Source organism: Streptomyces sp. TRM70350, from assembly GCF_019219825.1.
Taxonomy (GTDB): Bacteria; Actinomycetota; Actinomycetes; order Streptomycetales; family Streptomycetaceae; genus Streptomyces.
On the sequence record NZ_JAHUXH010000018.1, the window covers coordinates 71,690 to 91,700 of the forward strand.

Consider the following 20,011-nt stretch of genomic DNA (forward strand, 5'->3'; position numbering starts at 1 on the left):
AACAGGAGGACGCAATGCGAGCACGTAAGTCGGTGGTCCTCGCGGCCATCGCGACGCTGGGCGCCGGGCTGCTGGCCGGCTGTGCCGACGACGGCGGCGACGAGGGCGGCTCCGGGTCGTCGGGCGGCGGCGAGGGCAAGACCACGATCACCCTGGGCCTCTTCGGGACGATGGGCTTCAAGGAAGCCGGTCTGTACGACGAGTACATGAAGCGCAATCCGAACATAACGATCAAGGAGAACGTCACCGAGCGCAACGAGAACTACTACCCCGCGCTCGTCAACCACCTCACCACCAACAGCGGCCTGATGGACATCCAGGCCGTCGAGGTCGGCAACATCGCCGAGGTGGCGCAGACCCAGGGCTCCAAGCTGCTCGACCTGTCGAAGTACGGCAAGGAGAGCGACTACCTGGAGTGGAAGTGGAAGCAGGCCGCCACCCCCGACGGCCAGACGATCGCCCTCGGCACCGACGTCGGCCCGATGGCCATCTGCTACCGCAAGGACCTCTTCGAGAAGGCCGGACTGCCCACCGACCGCGAGGAAGTGGGCAAGCTGTGGACGGGCGACTGGGAGAAGTTCGTCGACGTCGGCCGCGACTACCAGAAGAACGCGCCCTCCGGCACCACCTTCATGGACTCCCCCGGCGGTCTGCTGCAGGCCATCCTCAGCAGTGAGACCGAGCGGTTCTACGACTCCTCCGGCGAGGTCATCTACAAGACCAACCCGGCCGTGAAGGCCGCCTTCGATCTCACCGCGGCGGCCGCGGAGGACGGACTGGTCGGCAACCAGACGCAGTTCCAGCCCGCCTGGGACACCACCATCGCCAACAGCAAGTTCGCCGCGATGTCCTGCCCGCCGTGGATGCTCGGCTACATCAAGGGCAAGTCGAAGCCGGACGCGGCCGGCAAGTGGGACGTGGCCGCGGCGCCCAAGTCCGGCAACTGGGGCGGCTCCTTCCTGGCCGTGCCCAAGTCCGGCAAGAACGTCGAGGAGGCGGCGAAGCTGGCCGCCTGGCTGACCGCGCCCGAGCAGCAGGCCAAGCTGTTCGAGGTGCAGGGCAACTTCCCGAGCACGCCGCCCGCGTACGAGATGCCCGCGGTCAAGAACGCCAAGAACGAGATGACCGGTGACGCACCCATCGGTGAGATCTTCGCCGAGGCCGCCAAGAGCGCCCCGGTCCAGGTGATCGGACCGAAGGACCAGATCATCCAGCAGGGTCTGACGGACAACGGGGTGATCCTGGTCGCCCAGGGCAAGTCCGCCAAGGAGGCCTGGGACACGGCCGTGAAGACCATCGACAACAACCTGGACAAGTGACCCGTATGACCACTGGGCACGACACCGCCGCCGCGTCCCCCGCCAAGGGGGGCGCGGCCCCGGCCCGCCCGTCGGCCGGCGCGCCGGTCTCCGAGAAGGAGCGGCGGCGCCGGGCCCGGCTGTCCCGCCGCTGGCAGCGGGACATGCGCTTCAGCCCGTACGCCTTCGTCTCGCCGTTCTTCCTGCTGTTCCTGGCCTTCGGCCTGTTCCCGCTGGTCTACACGGGCTGGGCCTCGCTGCACCAGGTGGAGCTGACCGCGCCCACCGACATGAGCTGGGTGGGCCTGCGCAACTACACCCGGATCTTCGACGACGACTTCTTCTGGAACGCGGCCCGCAACACCCTGACCATCGGCGTCATCTCCACCGTCCCGCAGCTGCTGATGGCGCTGGGCCTGGCCCACATCCTCAACTACAAGCTGCGCGCCTCGACCTTCTACCGGGTCGTGATGCTCGCCCCGTACGCCACCTCGATCGCCGCCGCCTCGCTGGTCTTCGTGCTGCTCTTCGGCCGCGACTACGGCATGATCAACTGGGCGCTCGGGGCCGTCGGCATCGACAACATCGACTGGCAGAACGACACGTGGCCCTCGCAGATCGCGGTGTCGACGATCGTCATCTGGCGCTGGACCGGCTACAACGCGCTGATCTACCTGGCCGCGATGCAGGCGATCCCGCAGGACCTGTACGAGTCGGCGGCGCTGGACGGGGCCAACCGCTGGCAGCAGTTCTTCCATGTGACGCTGCCGTCGCTGCGGCCGACGATCCTGTTCACCGTCGTGGTGTCGACCATCGGCGCCTCGCAGCTGTTCGGCGAGCCGCTGCTGTTCGACGCGAACAAGGGCGCCTCGGGCGGGTCCCAGCACCAGTTCCAGACGCTCGGCCTGTACCTGTACGAGCAGGGCTGGGTCAACCAGCACCTGGGCCGCGCCTCCGCCATCGCCTGGACGATGTTCCTGATCCTCATCGTGATCGGGATCGTCAACTACGTCATCTCGCGCCGGCTGCGCGCCAGTAGTTAAGGAGACCGGCCGTGACGACGACACTGACCCCGGTTGACCGGGAGGCGCAGGCCGCCAAGGGGCGCGTACGCCGCCCCAAGGCCGCCCGCGCCGGCGGGACCCTGCACGCCGGGCCCGTGGCGTACGCGATCCTCGCCCTGTTCACCATCGGCTCGCTGTTCCCGCTGGTGTGGACGGCGATCGCCGCCTCCCGGGACAACCAGCGCCTGGCCGAGACGCCGCCGCCGTTCTGGTTCGGCTCGAACCTGATGGACAACCTGGAGATCGCCTGGAAGGACGCCAACCTGGGCGAGGCCTTCCTCAACACCACCATCGTGGCCGGGATCTCGGCGGTCACCATCGTGGTCCTGTCGACGATCGCCGGGTTCGCCTTCGCCAAGCTGCGGTTCAAGGGCCGTAACGCGCTGATGCTGATCGTCATCGGCACGATGATGGTGCCGCCGCAGCTCAGCGTGATCCCGCTGTACATGATGGTCGCCAAGCTGGACTGGACCGACCAGCTCCAGGCGGTGATCCTGCCGTCGATCGTGAGCGCGTTCGGCGTCTTCTTCATGCGCCAGTACCTGCTCCAGGCCCTCCCCGACGAGCTGATCGAGGCCGCGCGGGTGGACGGCGCGAGCAGCTGGCGCGTGGTGTGGCACATCGTGTTCCCGGCGGCCCGGCCCGCGATGGCGGTGCTCGGCATGCTGATGTTCGTGCAGACCTGGAACGACTTCCTGTGGCCGTTCCTGGTGCTGACCCAGACCGGCAATCCGACCGTCCAGGTGGCGGTCGCGGGTCTGGGCCGCGGCTACACCCCCGACCAGTCCCTGATCATGGCCGGTGCGCTGCTCGGTACGCTGCCGCTGCTGCTGGTCTTCGCGATCTTCGGCAAGCAGATCGTCGGCGGCATCATGCAGGGCGCCGTCAAGGGCTGACGCCCGCCCACCCAGGGGGCCGGGTCACCGCCGCCTCGGCCCCTTCCTCTCCCCCACGCCTCTCCTTCTTCTCTACTTCTTCGTGGGTGTCCACGACCTCCGATGGGAGCGCTTCCATGCCTGAACCCGAATCGCCGGTGTCCTTCCCTCCCGCCTTCCTCTGGGGCGCGGCCACCTCCGCCTACCAGATCGAGGGTGCGGTGAGGGAGGGCGGCCGTACCCCGTCCATCTGGGACACCTTCAGCCATACGCCGGGCAGGACGGCCGCCGGCGAGACCGGTGACATCGCTGTCGACCACTACCACCGCTTCCGCGAGGACGTGGCGCTGATGGCCGAGCTGGGCCTGACGGCGTACCGCTTCTCGGTCTCCTGGCCCCGGGTGCAGCCCACCGGCCGCGGCCCCGCCGTCCAGGTCGGCCTGGACTTCTACCGGCGCCTGGTCGACGAGCTGCTGTCCGCCGGGATCAAGCCTGCGCTCACGCTGTACCACTGGGACCTGCCGCAGGAGCTGGAGGACGCGGGCGGCTGGCCGGAGCGGGACACGGCACTGCGGTTCGCCGAGTACGCGCAGATCGTCGGTGAGGCGCTGGGCGACCGGGTGGAGCACTGGATCACGCTCAACGAGCCGTGGTGCAGCGCCTTCCTGGGGTACGGCTCCGGGGTGCACGCCCCCGGCCGTACGGAACCGGCGGCCTCGCTGCGGGCGGCCCATCACCTGAACCTGGCGCACGGGCTGGGCACGTCGGCTCTGCGGTCGGTGCTGCCGGCCCGCAACTCGATCGCGGTGTCCCTCAACTCGTCGGTGGTCCGCCCCGTTTCGCAGGACCCGGCCGACCTGGCGGCGGTCCGCAAGATCGACGACCTGGCCAACGGGGTCTTCCACGGTCCGATGCTGCACGGCGCCTACCCGGAGACGCTGCTCACCGCGACGGAAACGGTGACCGACTGGTCGTTCGTCAAGGACGGCGACCTGCGCGCGACCAACCAGCCGCTGAACGCGCTGGGCCTCAACTACTACACGCCGACCCTCGTTTCGGCGGCACCGTCCGCCGCGAAGGGCCCGCGTGCCGACGGCCACGGCTCCAGCGACCACTCCCCCTGGCCGGGCGCCGACGACGTGGCGTTCCACCAGACGCCGGGCGAGCGCACGGAGATGGGCTGGACCATCGACCCGTCCGGCCTGCACGAGCTGATCATGCGGTACACGCGGGAGGCGCCGGGCCTGCCGCTGTACATCACGGAGAACGGCGCCGCCTACGACGACAAGCCCGACCCCGACGGCCGCGTCCACGACCCCGAGCGCATCGCCTACCTCCACGGCCACCTGTCGGCCGTCCGCCAGGCCATCACGGACGGCGCCGATGTCCGGGGCTACTACCTGTGGTCCCTGATGGACAACTTCGAGTGGGCGTACGGCTACGGCAAGCGCTTCGGCGCGGTGTACGTCGACTACGCGACGCTGGAACGGACGCCGAAGTCGAGCGCCCGGTGGTACGGGGAGGCGGCGCGGTCGGGGACGTTGCCGCCGGTCGAGGGGGTGTAGGCCGCGGAGGGCGTGTAGTCCCGGGGGGCGTGTAGTCCCGGGGTGGGAGGACGAGGTCGGGGCGCGGCACCGGTGGGGAGTGGTGCCGCGCCCCGGGCTCATCCCTGGGGCAGGACGCGGCAGCACGCCAGCGAGCCGGAATCGGGCAAAGCGCCTGATCCAGAGCGGCGTTGGGAATCTTGTGGTGCGCTCAAGGAAGGGATCTGGGGCGGTTGAAGGTCGCCCTCGGTCTGCCCGGTCTGCGGCGTCTCATGGACCCGCGGTGACTGCGCCGCCCGTGCGGCCGCTCGCGCCCGTCCAGCTGGATCCAGATCCGCACCTCCGTGCCGCCCAGCACCGACGACCCGATCCGCACGTCACCGCCCGTGGACTCCGCGAGCCGCCGCACGATGTCCAGCCCGAGTCCGGTCGAGCCGTCGCTGCCGGAACCCCGGCCGCGCGCCATCGCCGCCTCGGGGTCGGGTATGCCGGGCCCCGCGTCGGAGACGAGCACGATCACCGCGTCCTCGCCGTTGTGCACGTCGACCGCGAACGCGGTGCCCTCGGGGGTGTGCCGGAAGACGTTCCCGAGCAGCGCGTCGAGCGCGGCGGCCAGGTCGGCGCGCGCCACGGGTATGCGCACCGGCCGGTCCACCCCGGCCATCCGCACCTTGCGGCCCTCGTCCTCGGCCAGCGCCGACCAGAACTCCATCCGCTCCCGCACCACCTCCGCCGCGTCGCACCCGGCGCCGGGACCGGCCGCGGCGGTCTGCGGCTTGGCCTCCCGGGCGGTCCGGATGATCGTGTCGACCTCACGCTCCAGCTGGGCCACCGCGGCCCGGGTCTGCTCGGCGGCCGGCCCGCCCCCGAGCGAGGCGGCGTTCAGCCGCAGCACGGTCAGCGGCGTGCGCAGCCGGTGGGACAGGTCCGCCGCCAACTCCCGTTCGTTCGCGAGGAGCTGGACGACCTGGTCGGCCATCGAGTTGAACGCCACCGCGGCCAGCCGCAGTTCCCGCGGCCCCTCCTCGGGCACCCGGGCGCCCAGCTTGCCCTCGCCCAGCTCCCGCGCGCCCTCGACCAGCCGCTGCGCCGGCCGCACCATCCGCGCGCCCAGCCGGTCGGCGACCGCGACCGACCCGACGATCAGCGCGAGCCCGACCCCGGCCAGCACCGCCCATGCCGTGCCCACCCCCTTGGCGACCGCCGCGTCGGGGATGAACACCTCGACGACGGCGAGTTGGCCGGAACTGAGCGCGACCGGCTGGAGCAGGGCCGAACCGCCGGGCGCCCCGGCCGTGGAGGCGCGGCCCGTCTCCCGGGTGGCCTCGATGTCCGCGTCGGCGGCGCGCTGCCGCCCGATGCCGACCGCCTGCGTGCCCTCGCCGCCCGGTATGTGCAGGGCCATCCCGTCGCCGGAACCCGCGGCGGCGACCGCGCGTTCGAGCTGGGCCCGGTCGGTGGTGATGGACAGCGCGGGGGCGATCTCCGCCGCGTCCCGCTCGGCGTCGGAGAACGCGCGGTCGCGGGCCATCTCCTTGATGACCAGCCCGAGCGGCACCGCGAAGGCGACCACGACCATGGCGGTGACCGCCAGCGAGACCTTGACCAGGGCCCACCTCATGGCCGCGCCTCCGCTCCCGGTGGCTCCAGCTTCACACCGACGCCGCGCAGGGTGTGCAGATAGCGCGGCCGCGCGGCCGTTTCGCCCAGTTTCCGTCGTAGCCAGGACAGATGGACGTCGATGGTCTGGTCGTCGCCGTAGGACTGCTGCCACACCTCGGCGAGCAGCTCTCTGCGCGAGACGACGACCCCGGGCCGCCCGGCCAGGAAGGCCAGCAGGTCGAACTCGCGCCGGGTGAGGTCCAGTCGTACGCCGTCCAGCTCCGCCTGGCGCCGCAGCGGGTCCACCGTCAGTCCGCCGACCCGGAGCACGCGGGACGGCGGGGCGTCACCCCCGGCCGCGCGCGAGCGGCGCAGGACCGCGGCGATCCGGGCGGAGAGGTGCTCGACGGAGAACGGCTTGGTCAGATAGTCGTCCGCGCCGGCGTTCAACAGCCGCACTATCTCCGTCTCGTCGTCCCGGGCGGTGGCGATGATGACCGGTACGTCCGTGATGCCGCGCAGCATCTTCAGGGCCTCGGACCCGTCCAGGTCGGGCAGGCCGAGGTCCAGGATGACCACGTCGAAGCGGAAATGGGCGACCTCGCGCAGCGCCTCCAGTGCCGTACCGACGCTGCGCACGGTGTGCGAGGCGTCGGTCAGATGCCGGATGAGCGCCGAGCGTACGAACTGGTCGTCCTCGACCACGAGCACACTTGCCATGCGCCGCACCGTACGCCATGCGAACGAGCCGGGTCCGGCGCCTGTGGACAACCCGGCGCCTGTGGACAACTTCTCGACTCCCGTGACCCGTGGGACAGCAGTGGCGTGGGTGAGGCAGTATGGCCCGCGATGCTCAGAGGAGTCGTACACGTACTGGCCTGGTCGCTCGCCACGGGCGCGGCGACCACGCTGTCGTGGTGGGGTGTCCACACGGTCATGGCGGGCACGGCGTACGACCCGCCGCGCGCCCTCCCCGTCACCGCGGCCGACACGACGACGCGTGAGCCGGAGCCGCGGTCCACCGCCGCGAGCACGCGGCGGCCCGAGCCGTCGACGAGCCCGAGCCGCCCCTCACCGACGCGGAAACCGACCCCCTCGGCCGGCGCGAGCACCGGCCCGAGCCCGAGCCCGACCGCCTCCGCTTCCGCGTCCGGGCAGGTCAAGAGCTACGCCACCGACGGCGGCCGGGTCGTCTTCGACCTCGGCGAGAGCTCCGCGACGCTGGTGTCGGCGACCCCGGACGCGGGCTGGTCGATGCAGGTGTGGAAGACGGAGACGTGGATCCGGGTGGAGTTCGCCGCGGGCGCCGAGCGGGTGTCGGTGTTCTGCACCTGGCACGACGGGCCGCCGCGGGTGGAGATCGGTACGTACTAGGTTCCCCCGGTTCCACGTCAAGAGCTGGGCCTTCAGCGCTCAGCGCTCAGCACTCAGCACTCAGCACTCAGCACTCCGCGTTCAGCGTTCAGCGGAAGACCGACAGTGGTGGTGCCGGTGAGGCGACCGCCGCCGCGTCCGTGACCGGGACGGCGCCTCCGGTGAAGTCGGTGAGCTGCCTGCCGTGTTCGACACGGCCGGGGTGGGGGTCGGAGGCGGCGCGGCGGGTCAGTTCGGCGATCGGAAGGGGGCGGTCGGAGGCGACGAGGACCGCGTTTCCGAAACGCTTTCCGCGCAGCACCGCGGGGTCGGCGACCAGGGCGAGCTCCGCGAACCGGGCGGCGGCGGTGGCGATCTGGCCGCGCAGGTGAGCCAGCGGCGGGCCGTCGGCGAGGTTGGCGGCGTACAGCCCACCGGGCCGCAGCGCCCTGCGGACCTCGTCGAGGAATTCCGTGGAGGTGAGGTGGGCGGGCGTCCGGGCGCCGCTGAAGACATCGGCCAGGACCAGGTCGGCCCACCCGTCCGGTACCTTGCCGAGCCCCTCGCGGGCGTCCGTCGACCGCACCCGGATGCGTGCGCCCGGCGCCAACGGCAGCTCGCGGCGGACCAGTTGGACCAGGGGTGCGTCGCGTTCGACGACCTGCTGGGTGGAGCGGGGGCGGGTGGCGGCGAGGTAACGGGCCAGAGTGAGGGCGCCGCCGCCGAGATGCACGGCCTGCAGGGGTTTGCCGGGCGGGGCGGCGAGGTCGATGACATGGCCGAGGCGCCGCTGGTACTCGAACGAGAGGAACGCGGGGTCGTCCAGATCGACGTGCGACTGCGGGGCTCCGTCGATCAGCAGGGTCCAGGCCCGCGCCCGGTCCCGGTCCGGGATCAGCTGGGCGAGGCCGCCGTCGACGGTCTCGACGACGGCTTCGAGGGCGGCCTGCGCCCGCCGCGGCTTCCTGGACTTTCCCACTCAGCCATTATCGGCGGGTACGACGGGAACAGCTCTTCGGCGTCGGCGCAGGTGGGCCGGGGCGGCGGCCCTCCCGAGGCAGCCACGTTCGCCCGTCAGCGACAGTTGTCCGCCGCCTCGATCGTCCGTGCCGCCTCGCCCAGAGCCCGGCGCAGCACCGCCGGGTCGGTCGCCGGCTCGGCCTCACCGGGGGGCAGCAGCCACGCCGAGCCGGGGAGCGCCCCGGGTCCGCCGGCCGGCGGCTGGGGGGCCAGGGTCAGGCCGCGCCCGTTGGTCTCCGTGCACGTGCTGCCCGGCACGTCCCACGCCGCCGCCGTCCCGGGCGGCACCACGAAGCAGAGGGTGCCGCAGTCGTCGTCGTGCAGGACCGGACCCATGGCCTCGACCTCGCCGCGCCGGAGGATGTCCACCGCCTCCAGCCCCTGCCGGGCGGGAACCGTCACGAGGTCGCACTCGGGCAACGGCGTACGAGAAACGATGCTCTGGCTGGTCTCCATCCCGGCCTCCACCACGGAACCCCTCCTTGGGCGAGCAGGTCGGGAGCCGGGCGGCTCCCGGTCCACCCGGTTCAACGCCGGACGACGTCAACGGCTACGGCGGAAGTGCGCCGCAAAGGATGGCAGTTCATGGCAGATGCCGGATGAGATATCCGGTTTGTAGCTAAACACTGCGTGCCGGGCCCGGCACAGCAGGTACGTTCTTGCCCGCCGGAATCAGGGCATCACTGTGGGTAAATCGTTCAACTCGCACTGATCCGGCATGGTTCGACGGTTCGCACGAGAGGACCCGGCCATGACGTCGTCCAGCGTGACCTCGTCCCAGCCCAACCAGCCACCGCGGCCGAACCTCGCCTTTCGGCGGCTGCGCGGCAGGCGCTCGCCCGCCGAGTTCGCCGCGGCGGTGCGGCGGGCCGCGCGGGAGATCGGCGAGCGGGTCAGCTGTGACGCGCGCTACATCGGCCGGGTGGAGGCGGGCGAGATCCGCTGCCCCAACTACGCCTACGAGCGGGTGTTCCTGCACATGTTCCCCGGACGCACGCTCACCGATCTGGGGTTCGCGCCCCGCTCGTCCGTACGTGGACGGGGACGCGGGGCGCGTGCGGACGAGGACACGCCCCCCGTGCACTCCCTGAGCCCGGCGCAGAGCACGAGTGAGACACGCGGGACGGGCGAACCGTATGACACGCAGGACCCGTACGACACGCACATCAACTACGAGGAGAGCGACGTGCTACGTCGCGCATTCATGACCGGCGGGGGCGCCACCGTGGCCGCCGCCTCGCTGGGCCCCTTCGGGTTCGCACTCGACGCGTCGGCGGCGGAACGCCCCGTGCGGCGCGCCGGTGCGAGCGATGCGGGCGCACTCGAAGAGGCCGTCCGCAGGATCCGGTTGCTCGACGACCGGCACGGCGCGGACGGGTTGTACCGGCGCGCGGCGGCTCCGCTGCGCGCCGCGTACGCGCTGCTGGACGCCGGGGCGACGCGGCAGGCGACCGCCGACCGGTTGCACTCGGGCGCCGGTGAACTGGCCATCTCCGTGGGGTGGCTGGCGCACGACTCGGGGCGGTTCGACGACGCGCGTTCGCACTACGCGGAGGCACTGGCGACCGCGCGGATGACCGGGGATCCGGCGCTGGAGGCGCATGCCTTCTGCAACACGGCGTTTCTCGCGCGGGATGCCGGGCGGCCACGAGAGGCGGTGCGGGCGGCGCAGGCCGCGCAGCGGATCGCGCAGCCCTTGGGGTCGGCTCGGCTGATGTCGTTGCTGGCGTTGCGTGAGGCGGGGGGATGGGCGGGGCTCGCCGATCGCACCGGGTGCGCGCAGGCGCTCACACGCGCGCACGCCCTGTATGACCGGGGTGCCTCGGACGCGGATCCCGAGTGGATGAGCTTCTACGGTGAGGCCGAGTTGGAGGCCCTGGAGGCGCAGTGCTGGTCGACACTGGGTGACTGGACGCGGGCGGCACGGCACGCCCGGCGGGCGGCGCATCTGCAGGACCCGCACTTCACCCGGAACATCGCGCTGTACACGGCGGAACTCGCGGACGACCTCGCGCGCGGGGGGCGGCCCGATGAGGCTGCGGCTGCGGGGATGCGGGTGCTGGATCTGCTGGACGAGGTGCAGTCGTCGCGGATTCAGGGGATGTTGGCGGGGACGGCGCGGGTGCTGTTGCCGCATCGGCGGGCGTCAGGTGTGTCGGAGTTCCTGGAACGGCATGCTTCGTTGCCGCGGTCGGTGTGAGGGGGCGCGCAGCGGTTGGGCGGGGGCATCGTCCCCGGCGTCGTGGCTGAGGCTGGGTGGGACGCTCACCCGCGCCGGCGGGGTGCCTGCCTGCCCGCAGCTGCGGTAGCTATCCCGCCAAGTGCCCCACGTCGTTCCAGCTCTCGATCGCGGGCTCCCCGTACGCCCAGCCAAGGATCGACAGGGACGTCGGATTGAGGCGGATGCGGGCCGCGAAGTCGAGGGGCAGGCCCAGCCAGCGGGCCGCGATGGAGCGGAGGATGTGGCCGTGGGCGAAGAGCAGGACGTCGTGGTCGTGGGTGCGGGCCCACGTGACCACCTCGTCCGCGCGGGCCGTCATGTCGGCCAGGCTCTCGCCCCCGGGCACGCCGTCGCGCCAGATCAGCCAGCCGGGGCGGAGGGACTGGATGTCGGCGGGGGTCAGGCCCTCGTACGCGCCGTAGTCCCACTCCAGGAGCGCGTCCCAGGTGCGGGCGCGGGAGCCGAAGCCGGCCAGGTCGCAGGTCTCGCGCGCGCGGGAGAGCGGGCTCGTGCGGACCTCGACGCCGGGGAGCCCGGCGTACGGGGCCTGGTGCAGGCGTTCGCCGAGGAGTTTCGCGCCGCGCCGCCCCTCGTCGAGGAGGGGTATGTCGGTCCTGCCGGTGTGTTTTCCGGCCAGCGACCACTCCGTCTGCCCGTGCCGGGCCAGCAGGATGCGCGGTGCCATGGGGGGACGGGACCTTTCCTGGGGAAGAACTGAGGCGGAACCTCTCCATCATCGCGCACGCCGTCCAGGGGCAACCCGGGGGGCGATCCCGGCGTCTATCAGGGCCGGGAGGCACCCGCCGGGGGCCGACACATACACCGTAAAGTGACGACCGGGCCGAGGGGCGCCGCGCGATGAGAAGGGGGAGGGCGATCGGATGCCGCACGCCGAGGCACCGGGCATCGAGGCGGCGCCGCACCACCTCCGCCTGCGCTGGTGGACCGAGCTGCCGCTGATCCTGCTGGTGTACGCCTGCTACTCGGCGGGCCGGCTGCTCGCCCGCGGCGATGTCTCCACCGCCGTCGACCACGGCCTGGCGATCCTGCGCATCGAGAAGGCCCTGCACCTCAACGCCGAACACCCGCTCAACCGCCTGTTCACCCGCGAGCCGTGGATCGGCATACCCGCCGACTTCTGGTACGCGTCGCTGCACTACCTCGTGACGCCCGCGCTCCTGATATGGCTTTTCCGGTCGCGGACCGTGCGGTACCGCGCGGCCCGCACCTGGCTGATGACCTCGACCTTCATCGGCCTCGTCGGTTTCACGCTGATACCGACCTGCCCGCCCCGCCTGCTGTCGGCCGGGTACGGGTTCGTGGACACGATGGCCCAGTACAGCGCGTACGGCTGGTGGGCCGGCCAGGCGAGCGCGCCGCGCGGGCTGGGCGGCATGACCAACCAGTACGCCGCGATGCCGAGCCTGCACGTCGGCTGGGCGCTGTGGTGCGGGGTGATCCTGTGGCGGTACGGCGGGACGCGCCTCACCAAGGTCGCGGGTGTGGTCTACCCGCTGGTGACCACGATCGTGGTGATGGGCACCGCCAACCACTACTTCCTCGACGCGGTCGCGGGCGTCGCCGTGATGGGCGCCGGGCTGCTGCTGGCGCCGTATGTGATGCGGTGCGCGAACCGCGCGCGGACGTGGCTGTCGGCGCGTACCGCACCGGCCGCAACGGGCTCTCGTGCCGCTCGTGCCTCGATTGTCAGTGGCGGATGTCAGACTTCGGCGGGTGAGCGAATTCCACGGCAGCGCGAGTCACGGTTCGGACCGGGAGCCGAGCCGAGTGCCTCCCCCACGGACGCGGGGGACGGCGCTCCGGCACCGGCTCGCTGAGCTGCGCGGTCCCGACGTCCCGGCCAAGGCGCTGGACGCGCGCGCCCTCGCGGCCCTGGCCGCCAACCCGGGCTGCAGGCGCCGTGCGATCCTCGACGGCGCGGGGGTGAACAAGGCGGCGCTGGCCAGTGCGCTGGGCTCCCCGTCTGCGTTCGGACAGTCGCAGTTCGCCTTCGTGCGGGGCAACGCGTTCGAGGCGCGGGTCAAGGCGGACGGCGGCGCGGACCTGCTGCGGCTGGCGCACGAGAAGCTGGACCCGCACGCCGAGCCACCCGCACACGCGCGCGTGCCGGAGCTGTCCGCCATCGGCCCCGAGGGCCGTGCCGCGCGCACGGCGCTGGCGCTGCGCGAGGCCGTCGAGGCCGGCGGCTGGACCCTGCTCGACCATCCGATGCTCGCGCTGGACGTCGCGGGCTCCCCCGCGTTCCTGGAGCCGGACGCCGTGGTCGTGCACCCGGACGGCGGCTGGACGGTCGTGGAGATCAAGTCGTTCCCGATGCTGGACGGTTCGGCGGACCCGGCGAAGGTGGGCGCGGCCGCCCGGCAGGCGGCGGTGTACGTGCTGGCGCTGGAGGAGGCCGCCGCCCGCATGCAGCCTACGCCGCCGGTACGGCACCAGGTGCTGCTGGTCTGCCCCAAGGACTTCTCCAACCTGCCCACCGCCTCCGCCGTCGACGTCCGCAAGCAGCGCGCGGTCACCCGCCGCCAGCTGGCCCGCCTCACCCGTATCCGGGACATCGCCGACGCGCTCCCCGAGGGCACGTGCTTCTCCCCCGAGCTGCCCGCGGACCGGCTCACGGCGGCCGTCGAGTCGGTCCCGGCGACGTACGCGCCCGAGTGCCTGTCCGCGTGCGAGCTGGCCTTCCACTGCCGCGAACGCTCCCGCGCCCAGGGCGCGGTGACCTCCCTCGGCCGCTCGGTCCGTGCCGAACTGGGCGGCCTGACGACCGTCGAGGACGTCCTCGCGGCGGCCCGCGGCGAGGACGGCGACCCGGACGACCCGGCGGTGGCGGCCCTGCGCCGGGCGGCCCGCCTGCGCGCCGAGGCACTGGGCCGACAGCACCCCCAGACCCCTGGCGGACAGCACCACGAGACGCCTGGCCGACAGCGCCCCGAGGAACCCCACCCGCGCGCCGCGTCCCCGGAGGCCGCCCGGTGTCGCTGATCTCCACCCTCGCCCGCCTCGAAGCCGTCGACAGCGGCCGCGCCCAGCCCACCGCCACCGTCCGGCACCGGCACCTGTCCGAGCACCCCCTCGTGCTCGTGCCGCTGACCACCGCCGGTGAGGCCGGTGCCCCGCTCGGCGCGCTGGTCGGCACCGACCGGGACGCGCCGCGCCTGCTGGTCGTACCGCAGCCGCGCGACCGCGACCTCAGGTTCACGTTCCTGGCCGAACTGGCGGACGTGGTCCTGCCGTACATCGACGCCCACGCCGAGAGCGTCGAGGCGGCCGAGCGCACCGAGACCGACCCGGAGACCGGCAAGCGGGTCAGGGTCGAGGTCGAACTGTGCGCGGACGCCCCGCAGCTGGTCGTGCCGAGCCGCGCGGGCATCGACTTCGTACGGCTGCTGGGGCGCTCGATGCGCTTCCGCCGTACGGCGGAACAGGACCCGGAGACGCCCCATCCCGCACCGCCGAGGGTGCCGTTGCTCGGGCGGTGGCTGACGCACTACGGCGAGCGTGCCCGGGTGCCCGGGTCCTCGCTGCTGCTGGCCCTGACGGACGTGCTCTCCCGGCACTGGGCGACCGGCCAGTCCGTCCTGGAGGACCAGCACCTGGGCGCGCTGCTCGCCTGGATCGACCCGCCCGAGGGGACCACCGGCGCCGAGGCCGCACTACGGGCCGAGTTGCACCGGGACGCGCGGGGCCAGCTCCTGTGCCCACCGGCGGGACCGGCCACCGACCCGGCGTTCGACAACAAGCTGCTCGCCCCCGCCATCGAGCGCTACGACCGCGCGCGGACCGCCCTCGCCGCCGCCGAGGACGGCCTGGAGGCGGACGACCGGCTCGGGGACGTCACCGCCGCCGAGCGGGAGATCCGCGCCCTGATCGAGCGGGTCACGCGCCCCACCTGGGACGCGGTCTGGCACGGGCTGGACCTGCTGCGGGAGCTGCCCGAGGGGGCGCGGGTCGAGGAGCGGTGGACGCGCGACCGCTGGTCGTTCACCGGCCATCGGGACCGTGTGCTCGCGGGGGAGCCCCCGCAGCCGCGCCGCGACGACGCGGTGACGGCGGCGAACAAGCTGGCCGCGCGCGAGCGCGAACAGGCCCGCCTGGAGGCGCAGGAGGCGCTCGACGACCCGCTGGTGATGGCGGGGCGGCGGCTGTCGGGGGAGGCGTTCGCGGGCGAGGTCACGGATGTGGTGATGGCGTACAGCGAGGGCAAGCGCCCCAGCCCGCGCCCACTGGTCACCGTCCGCACGGACGACCGGCCGCACCTGGGCGAGCGGGCGAAGGTGTACCGCTCGCTGGGCGGCAGACCGCAGTCCGCCGAGTTCGTCGGATACGAGGCCGACGGCACCGGAGACGACGAGGGCTCCCTGGTCGTCCTGCGGATCCTCGACAAGATGGGGCGCGGCAAGGAGCCCGAGGCCGGGTCCGTGCCGGAGAAGGGCGACACGGTGTGCTTCACGCTGTTCGAGCACGAGCAGCGGGGCGGCGCGAAGCTGCCCGACCCGGAGGAGACGCCGTGGACGCACGGCGGGCCGCCCGGTGAGCGGACCGAGGCGGAGCCCGCCGATCCCGTCACCGAGGAGGACGTCCTGTGACCACGGAGACCGCCTTCGACCCCGGCGCCGCGGCGGCCCGTGCCACCGACGCGATCCTCCGCGACACCCTGCACGGCCCGCACCGCGGTGTCGTCGTCGACTCCCCGCCCGGCGCGGGCAAGTCCACGCTGGTGGTGCGCGCGGCGCTGGAGCTGGCCGACGCGGGCCGCCCGCTGATGGTCGTCGCGCAGACCAACGCCCAGGTGGACGACCTCGTCCTGCGGCTCGCCGAGAAGAACCCCGAGCTGCCGGTGGGCCGGTTGCACAGCAGTGACGCCGACCCGTACGACAAGGCGCTGGACGACCTGGCGAACGTACGGAAGTCGGCGAAGGCGGGGGACCTCACCGGGCTGCCGGTGGTCGTCTCCACCGCCGCCAAATGGGGGCATGTCAAGGTCGACGAGCCGTGGCGGCACGCGATCGTCGACGAGGCGTACCAGATGCGGTCGGACTCGCTGCTCGCCGTCGCCGGGTTGTTCGAGCGGGCGCTGTTCGTGGGCGACCCCGGGCAGCTGGACCCGTTCGCGATCGTGGGCAGCGAGCAGTGGGCGGGTCTGTCGTACGACCCCTCGGCGTCCGCGGTCACCACCCTGCTGGCCCACAACCCCGAGCTGCCGCAGCACCGCCTGCCGGTCTCCTGGCGACTGCCCGCCTCGGCGGCGCCGCTGGTCTCGGACGCGTTCTACCCGTACACGCCGTTCCGCAGCGGCACCGGCCACGGCGACCGGCGGCTCACCTTCGGCGTCCCGTCGGACGGCTCCGGGCCCGACCGGGTGATCGACGAGGCGGCGGAGTCGGGCTGGGGCCTGCTGGAGCTGCCCGCGCGGCACACGCCGCGCACCGATCCGGAGGCGGTGCGGGCGGTGGCGACGGTGGTACGACGGCTGCTGGACCGGGGTGGGACGGCCACGTCGGAGCGCTCGCCCGACCCGACGCCACTGACCGCCGACCGCATCGCCGTCGGCACGGCCCACCGCGACCAGGCGGCGGCCGTCCGGGCGGCCCTCGCCGGGCTGGGCGTGCGCGAGGTCACCGTCGACACGGCGAACCGCCTCCAGGGCCGGGAGTACGACGTCACGGTCGTCCTGCACCCCCTCTCCGGCCGCCCCGACGCCACCGCCTTCCACCTGGAGACGGGGCGCCTCTGCGTCCTGGCCTCCCGCCACCGGCACGCGTGCGTCGTGGTGTGCCGGGCGGGGGTGAGCGAGCTGCTGGACGACTACCCGTCGACGGAGCCGGTCCAGCTGGGGACGGTGGTGAAGTTTCCGGACGGCTGGGAGGCAAACCACGCCGTCCTGGCCCACCTCGCCGAACGCCGCGTGGCATGGCGACCATGAACGGCACCGCGCCGCACCACCCAACCGCCGCCGCCCACCACGCCGCAAACCGCCGGACGCAGTCCGGCACGCCGCCGGAGGCGGCCAAGGAACACGGCCCGGACGGCTGGGAGGCAAACCACGCCGTCCTGGCCCACCTCGCCGAGCGCCGGGTGCAGGGGCGACCATGGACACCCCAGGCCCCCTTGCGCGGGCGCGAGAGAATTGAGGGTGGCCCACCTCGAACAGGCGGCGCCTTCGGAACCGTACGAGGAGGAGATGAGGACATGGCGGAGCCCACGCCGCGTCGGAACGAACCGCGGCTACGCCCCGCGCCCCTGCTCTTCGAGCCCGCGGAAGCGGCCTCCGATCCGGAGCACTTCTTCGATCTGGAGTCGATCGACGACCCCGGGACGCTGCTGGCCCGTGCCACGGAGCTGACGCGGGCGTTCCGGGCGGCGGCGGACCGGGCGATGGAGTTCCAGGCCATGGCGGCGGCGCAGCTCGCCGATCCCCGCCGGTTCGACCGGCTGACGGCCGCGGACATCGCCGAGCAGGCCGAGTGGACCGAGGACTACGCCAAGAAGATGGTGGAGTTCGGCCGGGATCTGCTGCGGGGGGTCGACGCGCGGGGACCGGATCCCGTCTGAGCAGCTGCCGCCAAGGCCGGAGACAGGCCCGGAGACAGGCCCGGAAGCCCATCCCCCGGCATATGCCAGTCGCGCAAGGTACCCCCTCTCACCCCCTCCTGTCCCGATTTCCGGCAACCCACGGCAACGAAGCGTTCACAACGGGTACCTCTGGGTGCCATGAGCAGCAGCACACTGACCTCGGACGGCGCCGCCTGGCTCGCCTCGGCCCGAACGTATCCGCGCAGCACCCTCGCCTTCTGGGAGGAGCGCCCGGACGCCCCCGTGGTGCTGCCCTGCGGTTCCGCCTTCGACATCGTGAGCGCGCCCGCGGTCTTCGGGCGGCAGATGCTGGACCTGTTGTGGGACGAGGGCCCGGGCCCGGTCGCGGTGTTCCGGGGCCGGATGCTGCTGTTCGCCACGCCGGGCACGGCTCAGCGGCTGCCCTCGCTGCTGGAGTGGGAGGAGTGGGGGGCCACCGGCCCGGGATCCCACGGCCGTACGGCCGCCGTCCCGCCCCTGCTCTGCCACGGCACCGGCGACGCGGTCACCGTCCCCGCCCCCACCGGCACGGCGTCGGCCTCCGGCTCCCGCTGGCTCGTCGCCCCCGACACCCGTCGCCCCTGGCTCCCCGGCCCGGAAATCCTGCTCTGGGCGGCCGTCCGCGCGGCCCGCTCGGCTGTGCGGATATCGATTTCTCCTCCTCCCGACCAGGGTGCTAAGGTCTACGACGTCAGCAGGCGCCGCTAGCTCAGTTGGTTAGAGCAGCTGACTCTTAATCAGCGGGTCCGGGGTTCGAGTCCCTGGCGGCGCACGACAATGAGAGGCCCCTCGCAGAAGCGAGGGGCTTTTTCATGTACCGGCGCAGCTGCTACCCGTTCGCGATCTTCACCGTCCACGCCCCCGAAGCCGTACGCCCCTCCACCTCCACCCGCACCCCGGCCCCCGGCACGGTGAAGCTCTCCCCCAGCGCGACCGGCGCGTCCGCGAGGGGTGGGTACACCGAGCCCTCCCAGCATGCCTCCGTGCCCGGGTGGGCGTCGATCACCTGGACCGGGCCGTCGCCGGACTCGGCGCCGGCGTGGACGCGGTAGACGAGGATGCCCTGCCGGCAGCTGTGCTGATCGTTGCCGACGGAGCCTCGGGCCTCGAAGGCGAGGACGCTCTCCGCCCCGGTGCGCACCACCGCCAGCTTGGTCCCGCGGCCCACCCCGAAGGCGGGGGCTCCGGCCGGGGCGGTCGTCGGCTGTCCGGGCCCGGCGCCGAGCGACTCCAGCGTCAGCCGTACGGGCCTGTCGCCCCGCACGCAGACCACCTGCCGCGGCTCCAGCCAGCCCAGCTTCCACTTGTGCCAGCCGAACAGATCCGGAGCCAGCCCGAACTGGCTGCCCATCAGGTCCCAGTCACCCACATGGGTGTCCCAGTCGCCCTTGCCGTCGACCGGGCGGTGGTAGAGGTCCGGCAGGTCGAAGACATGGCCGGTCTCATGGGCGAGGACGAGCCGGTCCGGCGGGTGGTTCTCGAACACCGTGACGATCCGGTGGATGTCGGTGCCGTCGGCGCGCAGCGGGGTGTCGAGGTTGACGACCTTCGTGGCGTCCGAGTCGACGCCGGGCGCGTGCGGGTCGGCGATGAAGTAGATGATGTCGTAGCGCGAGAAGTCGACCTGGGGGTCGGCGACGGCGAGCGCGTCGCGCAGGTAGGCGGCCCGTTGCGGGGCTGCCCAGTCGCGCTGTATGGCGTACGCGGTGGAAGGGCGCGGCATGCGGATCCAGTGCCGCAGCGGGTGCGGGCGGAGGCGGAACCTGCCGTACGAGGCGCGCTCGAAGTAGCTGCTGGTGGCCGGGAAGTGGTCGGCGGTCAGTTCGGCGGGGGTGGTCAGCGGGCGGGAGTCCGGGAAGGACAGGAAGACCATCACCGCGTCCAGCGTGCCGGTCGGCCGTGGATAGGCGGTGTTCCAGGTGTCCAGGCCCTCGGAGTGGTGGACCTGCGTGCGGGTGAGGGCGCAGGGCGCGGCAGCGAAGGGCTCGGCGACCGAGGGGCAGGCGATGAGGGAGGTCGCCGCGACCGCCGACAGGGTGGTGAACACGGCCGCGGTGCTGCGCAGTCGGGGGCGGGCGGCAGCGTGACCGAACCCCTTGAAGGCCTCACGGGTGCGTTTCCCCAGGGGCAGCTGGCGCGGCACATGGACCTCCGGATGCGGTTCTCGGGACACCGCATCCAGACTGTGTGAATTTATTGTTGTATGCCCTGTTTGCCTACCCCGGACGAGTGAAGTGCCGGGGGGCCCGCGCGAGGTCACCGAACCGGCCGACACCCCCGGACCGCTCACGGACCGTCACCATGGGCGGGGCGTGCGGGAACGGGACCTCAGGCGGGCAGAAACGATCTGCCGGGAGGGCGGGTCGTTCCGCGCGTGTTCCGCGACACTGGACAGTGGGCTGCGAACACCCTGGGCGGCCCTCTATGATCGGCACACTTT

Annotated in this window: 18 protein-coding genes and 1 tRNA gene; 13 read left to right on the top strand and 6 right to left on the bottom strand. The window is 72.6% G+C overall.

Annotation, left to right across the window (positions count from 1 at the left end; genetic code table 11):
- The first annotated feature begins 14 nt into the window (after window positions 1–14).
- The 4 genes from KWI83_RS24560 (at window position 15) to KWI83_RS24575 (ending at window position 4,802) form a co-directional block, all read left to right on the top strand.
- Window positions 15–1,319 carry an extracellular solute-binding protein gene (locus KWI83_RS24560; RefSeq protein WP_218516554.1) on the top strand — a complete coding sequence of 435 codons (1,305 nt, stop codon included), beginning with the start codon at window positions 15–17 and terminating at the stop codon, window positions 1,317–1,319.
- A 5-nt stretch (window positions 1,320–1,324) separates the two neighbouring features.
- Window positions 1,325–2,341: a carbohydrate ABC transporter permease gene (locus KWI83_RS24565; protein WP_218516555.1), complete on the top strand. Its 1,017-nt coding sequence runs from the start codon at window positions 1,325–1,327 to the stop codon at window positions 2,339–2,341.
- 11 nt (window positions 2,342–2,352) lie between these two features.
- On the top strand, window positions 2,353–3,258 hold the full coding sequence (locus KWI83_RS24570) for a carbohydrate ABC transporter permease (RefSeq protein WP_374106369.1): 906 nt from the start codon (window positions 2,353–2,355) through the stop codon (window positions 3,256–3,258).
- A gap of 116 nt (window positions 3,259–3,374) precedes the next feature.
- Window positions 3,375–4,802: a GH1 family beta-glucosidase gene (locus tag KWI83_RS24575; protein WP_218516556.1), complete on the top strand. Its 1,428-nt coding sequence runs from the start codon at window positions 3,375–3,377 to the stop codon at window positions 4,800–4,802.
- A gap of 190 nt (window positions 4,803–4,992) precedes the next feature.
- On the opposite strand, the gene KWI83_RS24580 is transcribed toward KWI83_RS24575, so the two are convergent.
- Both KWI83_RS24580 and KWI83_RS24585 read right to left on the bottom strand, forming a co-directional pair.
- Window positions 4,993–6,402 (bottom strand): HAMP domain-containing sensor histidine kinase, encoded by a 1,410-nt coding sequence (locus KWI83_RS24580; RefSeq protein ID WP_218516557.1) that lies wholly within the window; start codon window positions 6,400–6,402, stop codon window positions 4,993–4,995.
- On the bottom strand, window positions 6,399–7,103 hold the full coding sequence (locus KWI83_RS24585; protein ID WP_218516558.1) for a response regulator transcription factor: 705 nt from the start codon (window positions 7,101–7,103) through the stop codon (window positions 6,399–6,401). The genes KWI83_RS24580 and KWI83_RS24585 overlap by 4 nt, the downstream gene beginning before the upstream one ends.
- Before the next feature lie 129 nt (window positions 7,104–7,232).
- On the opposite strand from KWI83_RS24585, the gene KWI83_RS24590 reads away from it, so the two are divergent.
- The gene (locus tag KWI83_RS24590) at window positions 7,233–7,757 is read left to right on the top strand and encodes a hypothetical protein (protein ID WP_218516626.1); all 525 of its coding nucleotides are present in this window, start codon (window positions 7,233–7,235) and stop codon (window positions 7,755–7,757) included.
- Window positions 7,758–7,845: 88 nt separating this feature from the next.
- Here the strand turns inward: KWI83_RS24590 and KWI83_RS24595 are convergent, their stop codons facing one another.
- Together KWI83_RS24595 and KWI83_RS24600 are read right to left on the bottom strand one after the other, a co-directional pair.
- Window positions 7,846–8,715: a spermidine synthase gene (locus KWI83_RS24595; RefSeq protein ID WP_218516559.1), complete on the bottom strand. Its 870-nt coding sequence runs from the start codon at window positions 8,713–8,715 to the stop codon at window positions 7,846–7,848.
- Between the two features lie 95 nt (window positions 8,716–8,810).
- The gene (locus KWI83_RS24600) at window positions 8,811–9,227 is read right to left on the bottom strand and encodes a hypothetical protein (RefSeq protein ID WP_218516560.1); all 417 of its coding nucleotides are present in this window, start codon (window positions 9,225–9,227) and stop codon (window positions 8,811–8,813) included.
- 280 nt (window positions 9,228–9,507) lie between these two features.
- On the opposite strand from KWI83_RS24600, the gene KWI83_RS24605 reads away from it, so the two are divergent.
- The gene (locus KWI83_RS24605; protein WP_218516561.1) at window positions 9,508–10,956 is read left to right on the top strand and encodes a hypothetical protein; all 1,449 of its coding nucleotides are present in this window, start codon (window positions 9,508–9,510) and stop codon (window positions 10,954–10,956) included.
- Between the two features lie 109 nt (window positions 10,957–11,065).
- Here the strand turns inward: KWI83_RS24605 and KWI83_RS24610 are convergent, their stop codons facing one another.
- On the bottom strand, window positions 11,066–11,662 hold the full coding sequence (locus tag KWI83_RS24610; RefSeq protein ID WP_218516562.1) for a histidine phosphatase family protein: 597 nt from the start codon (window positions 11,660–11,662) through the stop codon (window positions 11,066–11,068).
- Between the two features lie 196 nt (window positions 11,663–11,858).
- On the opposite strand from KWI83_RS24610, the gene KWI83_RS24615 reads away from it, so the two are divergent.
- The 7 genes from KWI83_RS24615 to KWI83_RS24645 all read left to right on the top strand — a co-directional run bounded on the left by KWI83_RS24615 (window position 11,859) and on the right by KWI83_RS24645 (window position 18,343).
- Window positions 11,859–12,815 (top strand): phosphatase PAP2 family protein, encoded by a 957-nt coding sequence (locus KWI83_RS24615; protein ID WP_218516563.1) that lies wholly within the window; start codon window positions 11,859–11,861, stop codon window positions 12,813–12,815.
- Window positions 12,766–13,980 (top strand): hypothetical protein, encoded by a 1,215-nt coding sequence (locus KWI83_RS24620; protein WP_308122155.1) that lies wholly within the window; start codon window positions 12,766–12,768, stop codon window positions 13,978–13,980. The genes KWI83_RS24615 and KWI83_RS24620 overlap by 50 nt, the downstream gene beginning before the upstream one ends.
- Window positions 13,971–15,584: a hypothetical protein gene (locus tag KWI83_RS24625; RefSeq protein ID WP_218516564.1), complete on the top strand. Its 1,614-nt coding sequence runs from the start codon at window positions 13,971–13,973 to the stop codon at window positions 15,582–15,584. Before KWI83_RS24620 ends, KWI83_RS24625 begins: the two co-directional genes overlap by 10 nt.
- Window positions 15,581–16,921 carry an AAA family ATPase gene (locus tag KWI83_RS24630; RefSeq protein ID WP_218516565.1) on the top strand — a complete coding sequence of 447 codons (1,341 nt, stop codon included), beginning with the start codon at window positions 15,581–15,583 and terminating at the stop codon, window positions 16,919–16,921. Before KWI83_RS24625 ends, KWI83_RS24630 begins: the two co-directional genes overlap by 4 nt.
- Before the next feature lie 266 nt (window positions 16,922–17,187).
- Window positions 17,188–17,550: a hypothetical protein gene (locus KWI83_RS24635; protein ID WP_218516566.1), complete on the top strand. Its 363-nt coding sequence runs from the start codon at window positions 17,188–17,190 to the stop codon at window positions 17,548–17,550.
- 150 nt (window positions 17,551–17,700) lie between these two features.
- The gene (locus KWI83_RS24640) at window positions 17,701–18,279 is read left to right on the top strand and encodes a bifunctional DNA primase/polymerase (RefSeq protein ID WP_256362769.1); all 579 of its coding nucleotides are present in this window, start codon (window positions 17,701–17,703) and stop codon (window positions 18,277–18,279) included.
- Window positions 18,270–18,343: transfer RNA gene (locus tag KWI83_RS24645), tRNA-Lys, on the top strand. The genes KWI83_RS24640 and KWI83_RS24645 overlap by 10 nt, the downstream gene beginning before the upstream one ends.
- A gap of 57 nt (window positions 18,344–18,400) precedes the next feature.
- On the opposite strand, the gene KWI83_RS24650 is transcribed toward KWI83_RS24645, so the two are convergent.
- Entirely contained in the window at window positions 18,401–19,744 is a 1,344-nt protein-coding gene (locus KWI83_RS24650; RefSeq protein WP_218516568.1) for a M6 family metalloprotease domain-containing protein, read from the bottom strand.
- Window positions 19,745–20,011: the final 267 nt, after the last annotated feature.

Excerpts from the sequence above, each read along its gene's own strand:
- KWI83_RS24560 (WP_218516554.1), top strand. The coding sequence starts at position 15 with ATGCGAGCACGTAAGTCGGTGGTCCTCGCGGCCATCGCGACGCTGGGC.
- KWI83_RS24565 (WP_218516555.1), top strand. The coding sequence starts at position 1,325 with ATGACCACTGGGCACGACACCGCCGCCGCGTCCCCCGCCAAGGGGGGC.
- KWI83_RS24575 (WP_218516556.1), top strand. The coding sequence starts at position 3,375 with ATGCCTGAACCCGAATCGCCGGTGTCCTTCCCTCCCGCCTTCCTCTGG.
- KWI83_RS24580 (WP_218516557.1), bottom strand. The coding sequence starts at position 6,402 with ATGAGGTGGGCCCTGGTCAAGGTCTCGCTGGCGGTCACCGCCATGGTC.
- KWI83_RS24585 (WP_218516558.1), bottom strand. The coding sequence starts at position 7,103 with ATGGCAAGTGTGCTCGTGGTCGAGGACGACCAGTTCGTACGCTCGGCG.
- KWI83_RS24590 (WP_218516626.1), top strand. The coding sequence starts at position 7,233 with ATGCTCAGAGGAGTCGTACACGTACTGGCCTGGTCGCTCGCCACGGGC.
- KWI83_RS24605 (WP_218516561.1), top strand. The coding sequence starts at position 9,508 with ATGACGTCGTCCAGCGTGACCTCGTCCCAGCCCAACCAGCCACCGCGG.
- KWI83_RS24610 (WP_218516562.1), bottom strand. The coding sequence starts at position 11,662 with ATGGCACCGCGCATCCTGCTGGCCCGGCACGGGCAGACGGAGTGGTCG.
- KWI83_RS24615 (WP_218516563.1), top strand. The coding sequence starts at position 11,859 with ATGCCGCACGCCGAGGCACCGGGCATCGAGGCGGCGCCGCACCACCTC.
- KWI83_RS24635 (WP_218516566.1), top strand. The coding sequence starts at position 17,188 with ATGGCGGAGCCCACGCCGCGTCGGAACGAACCGCGGCTACGCCCCGCG.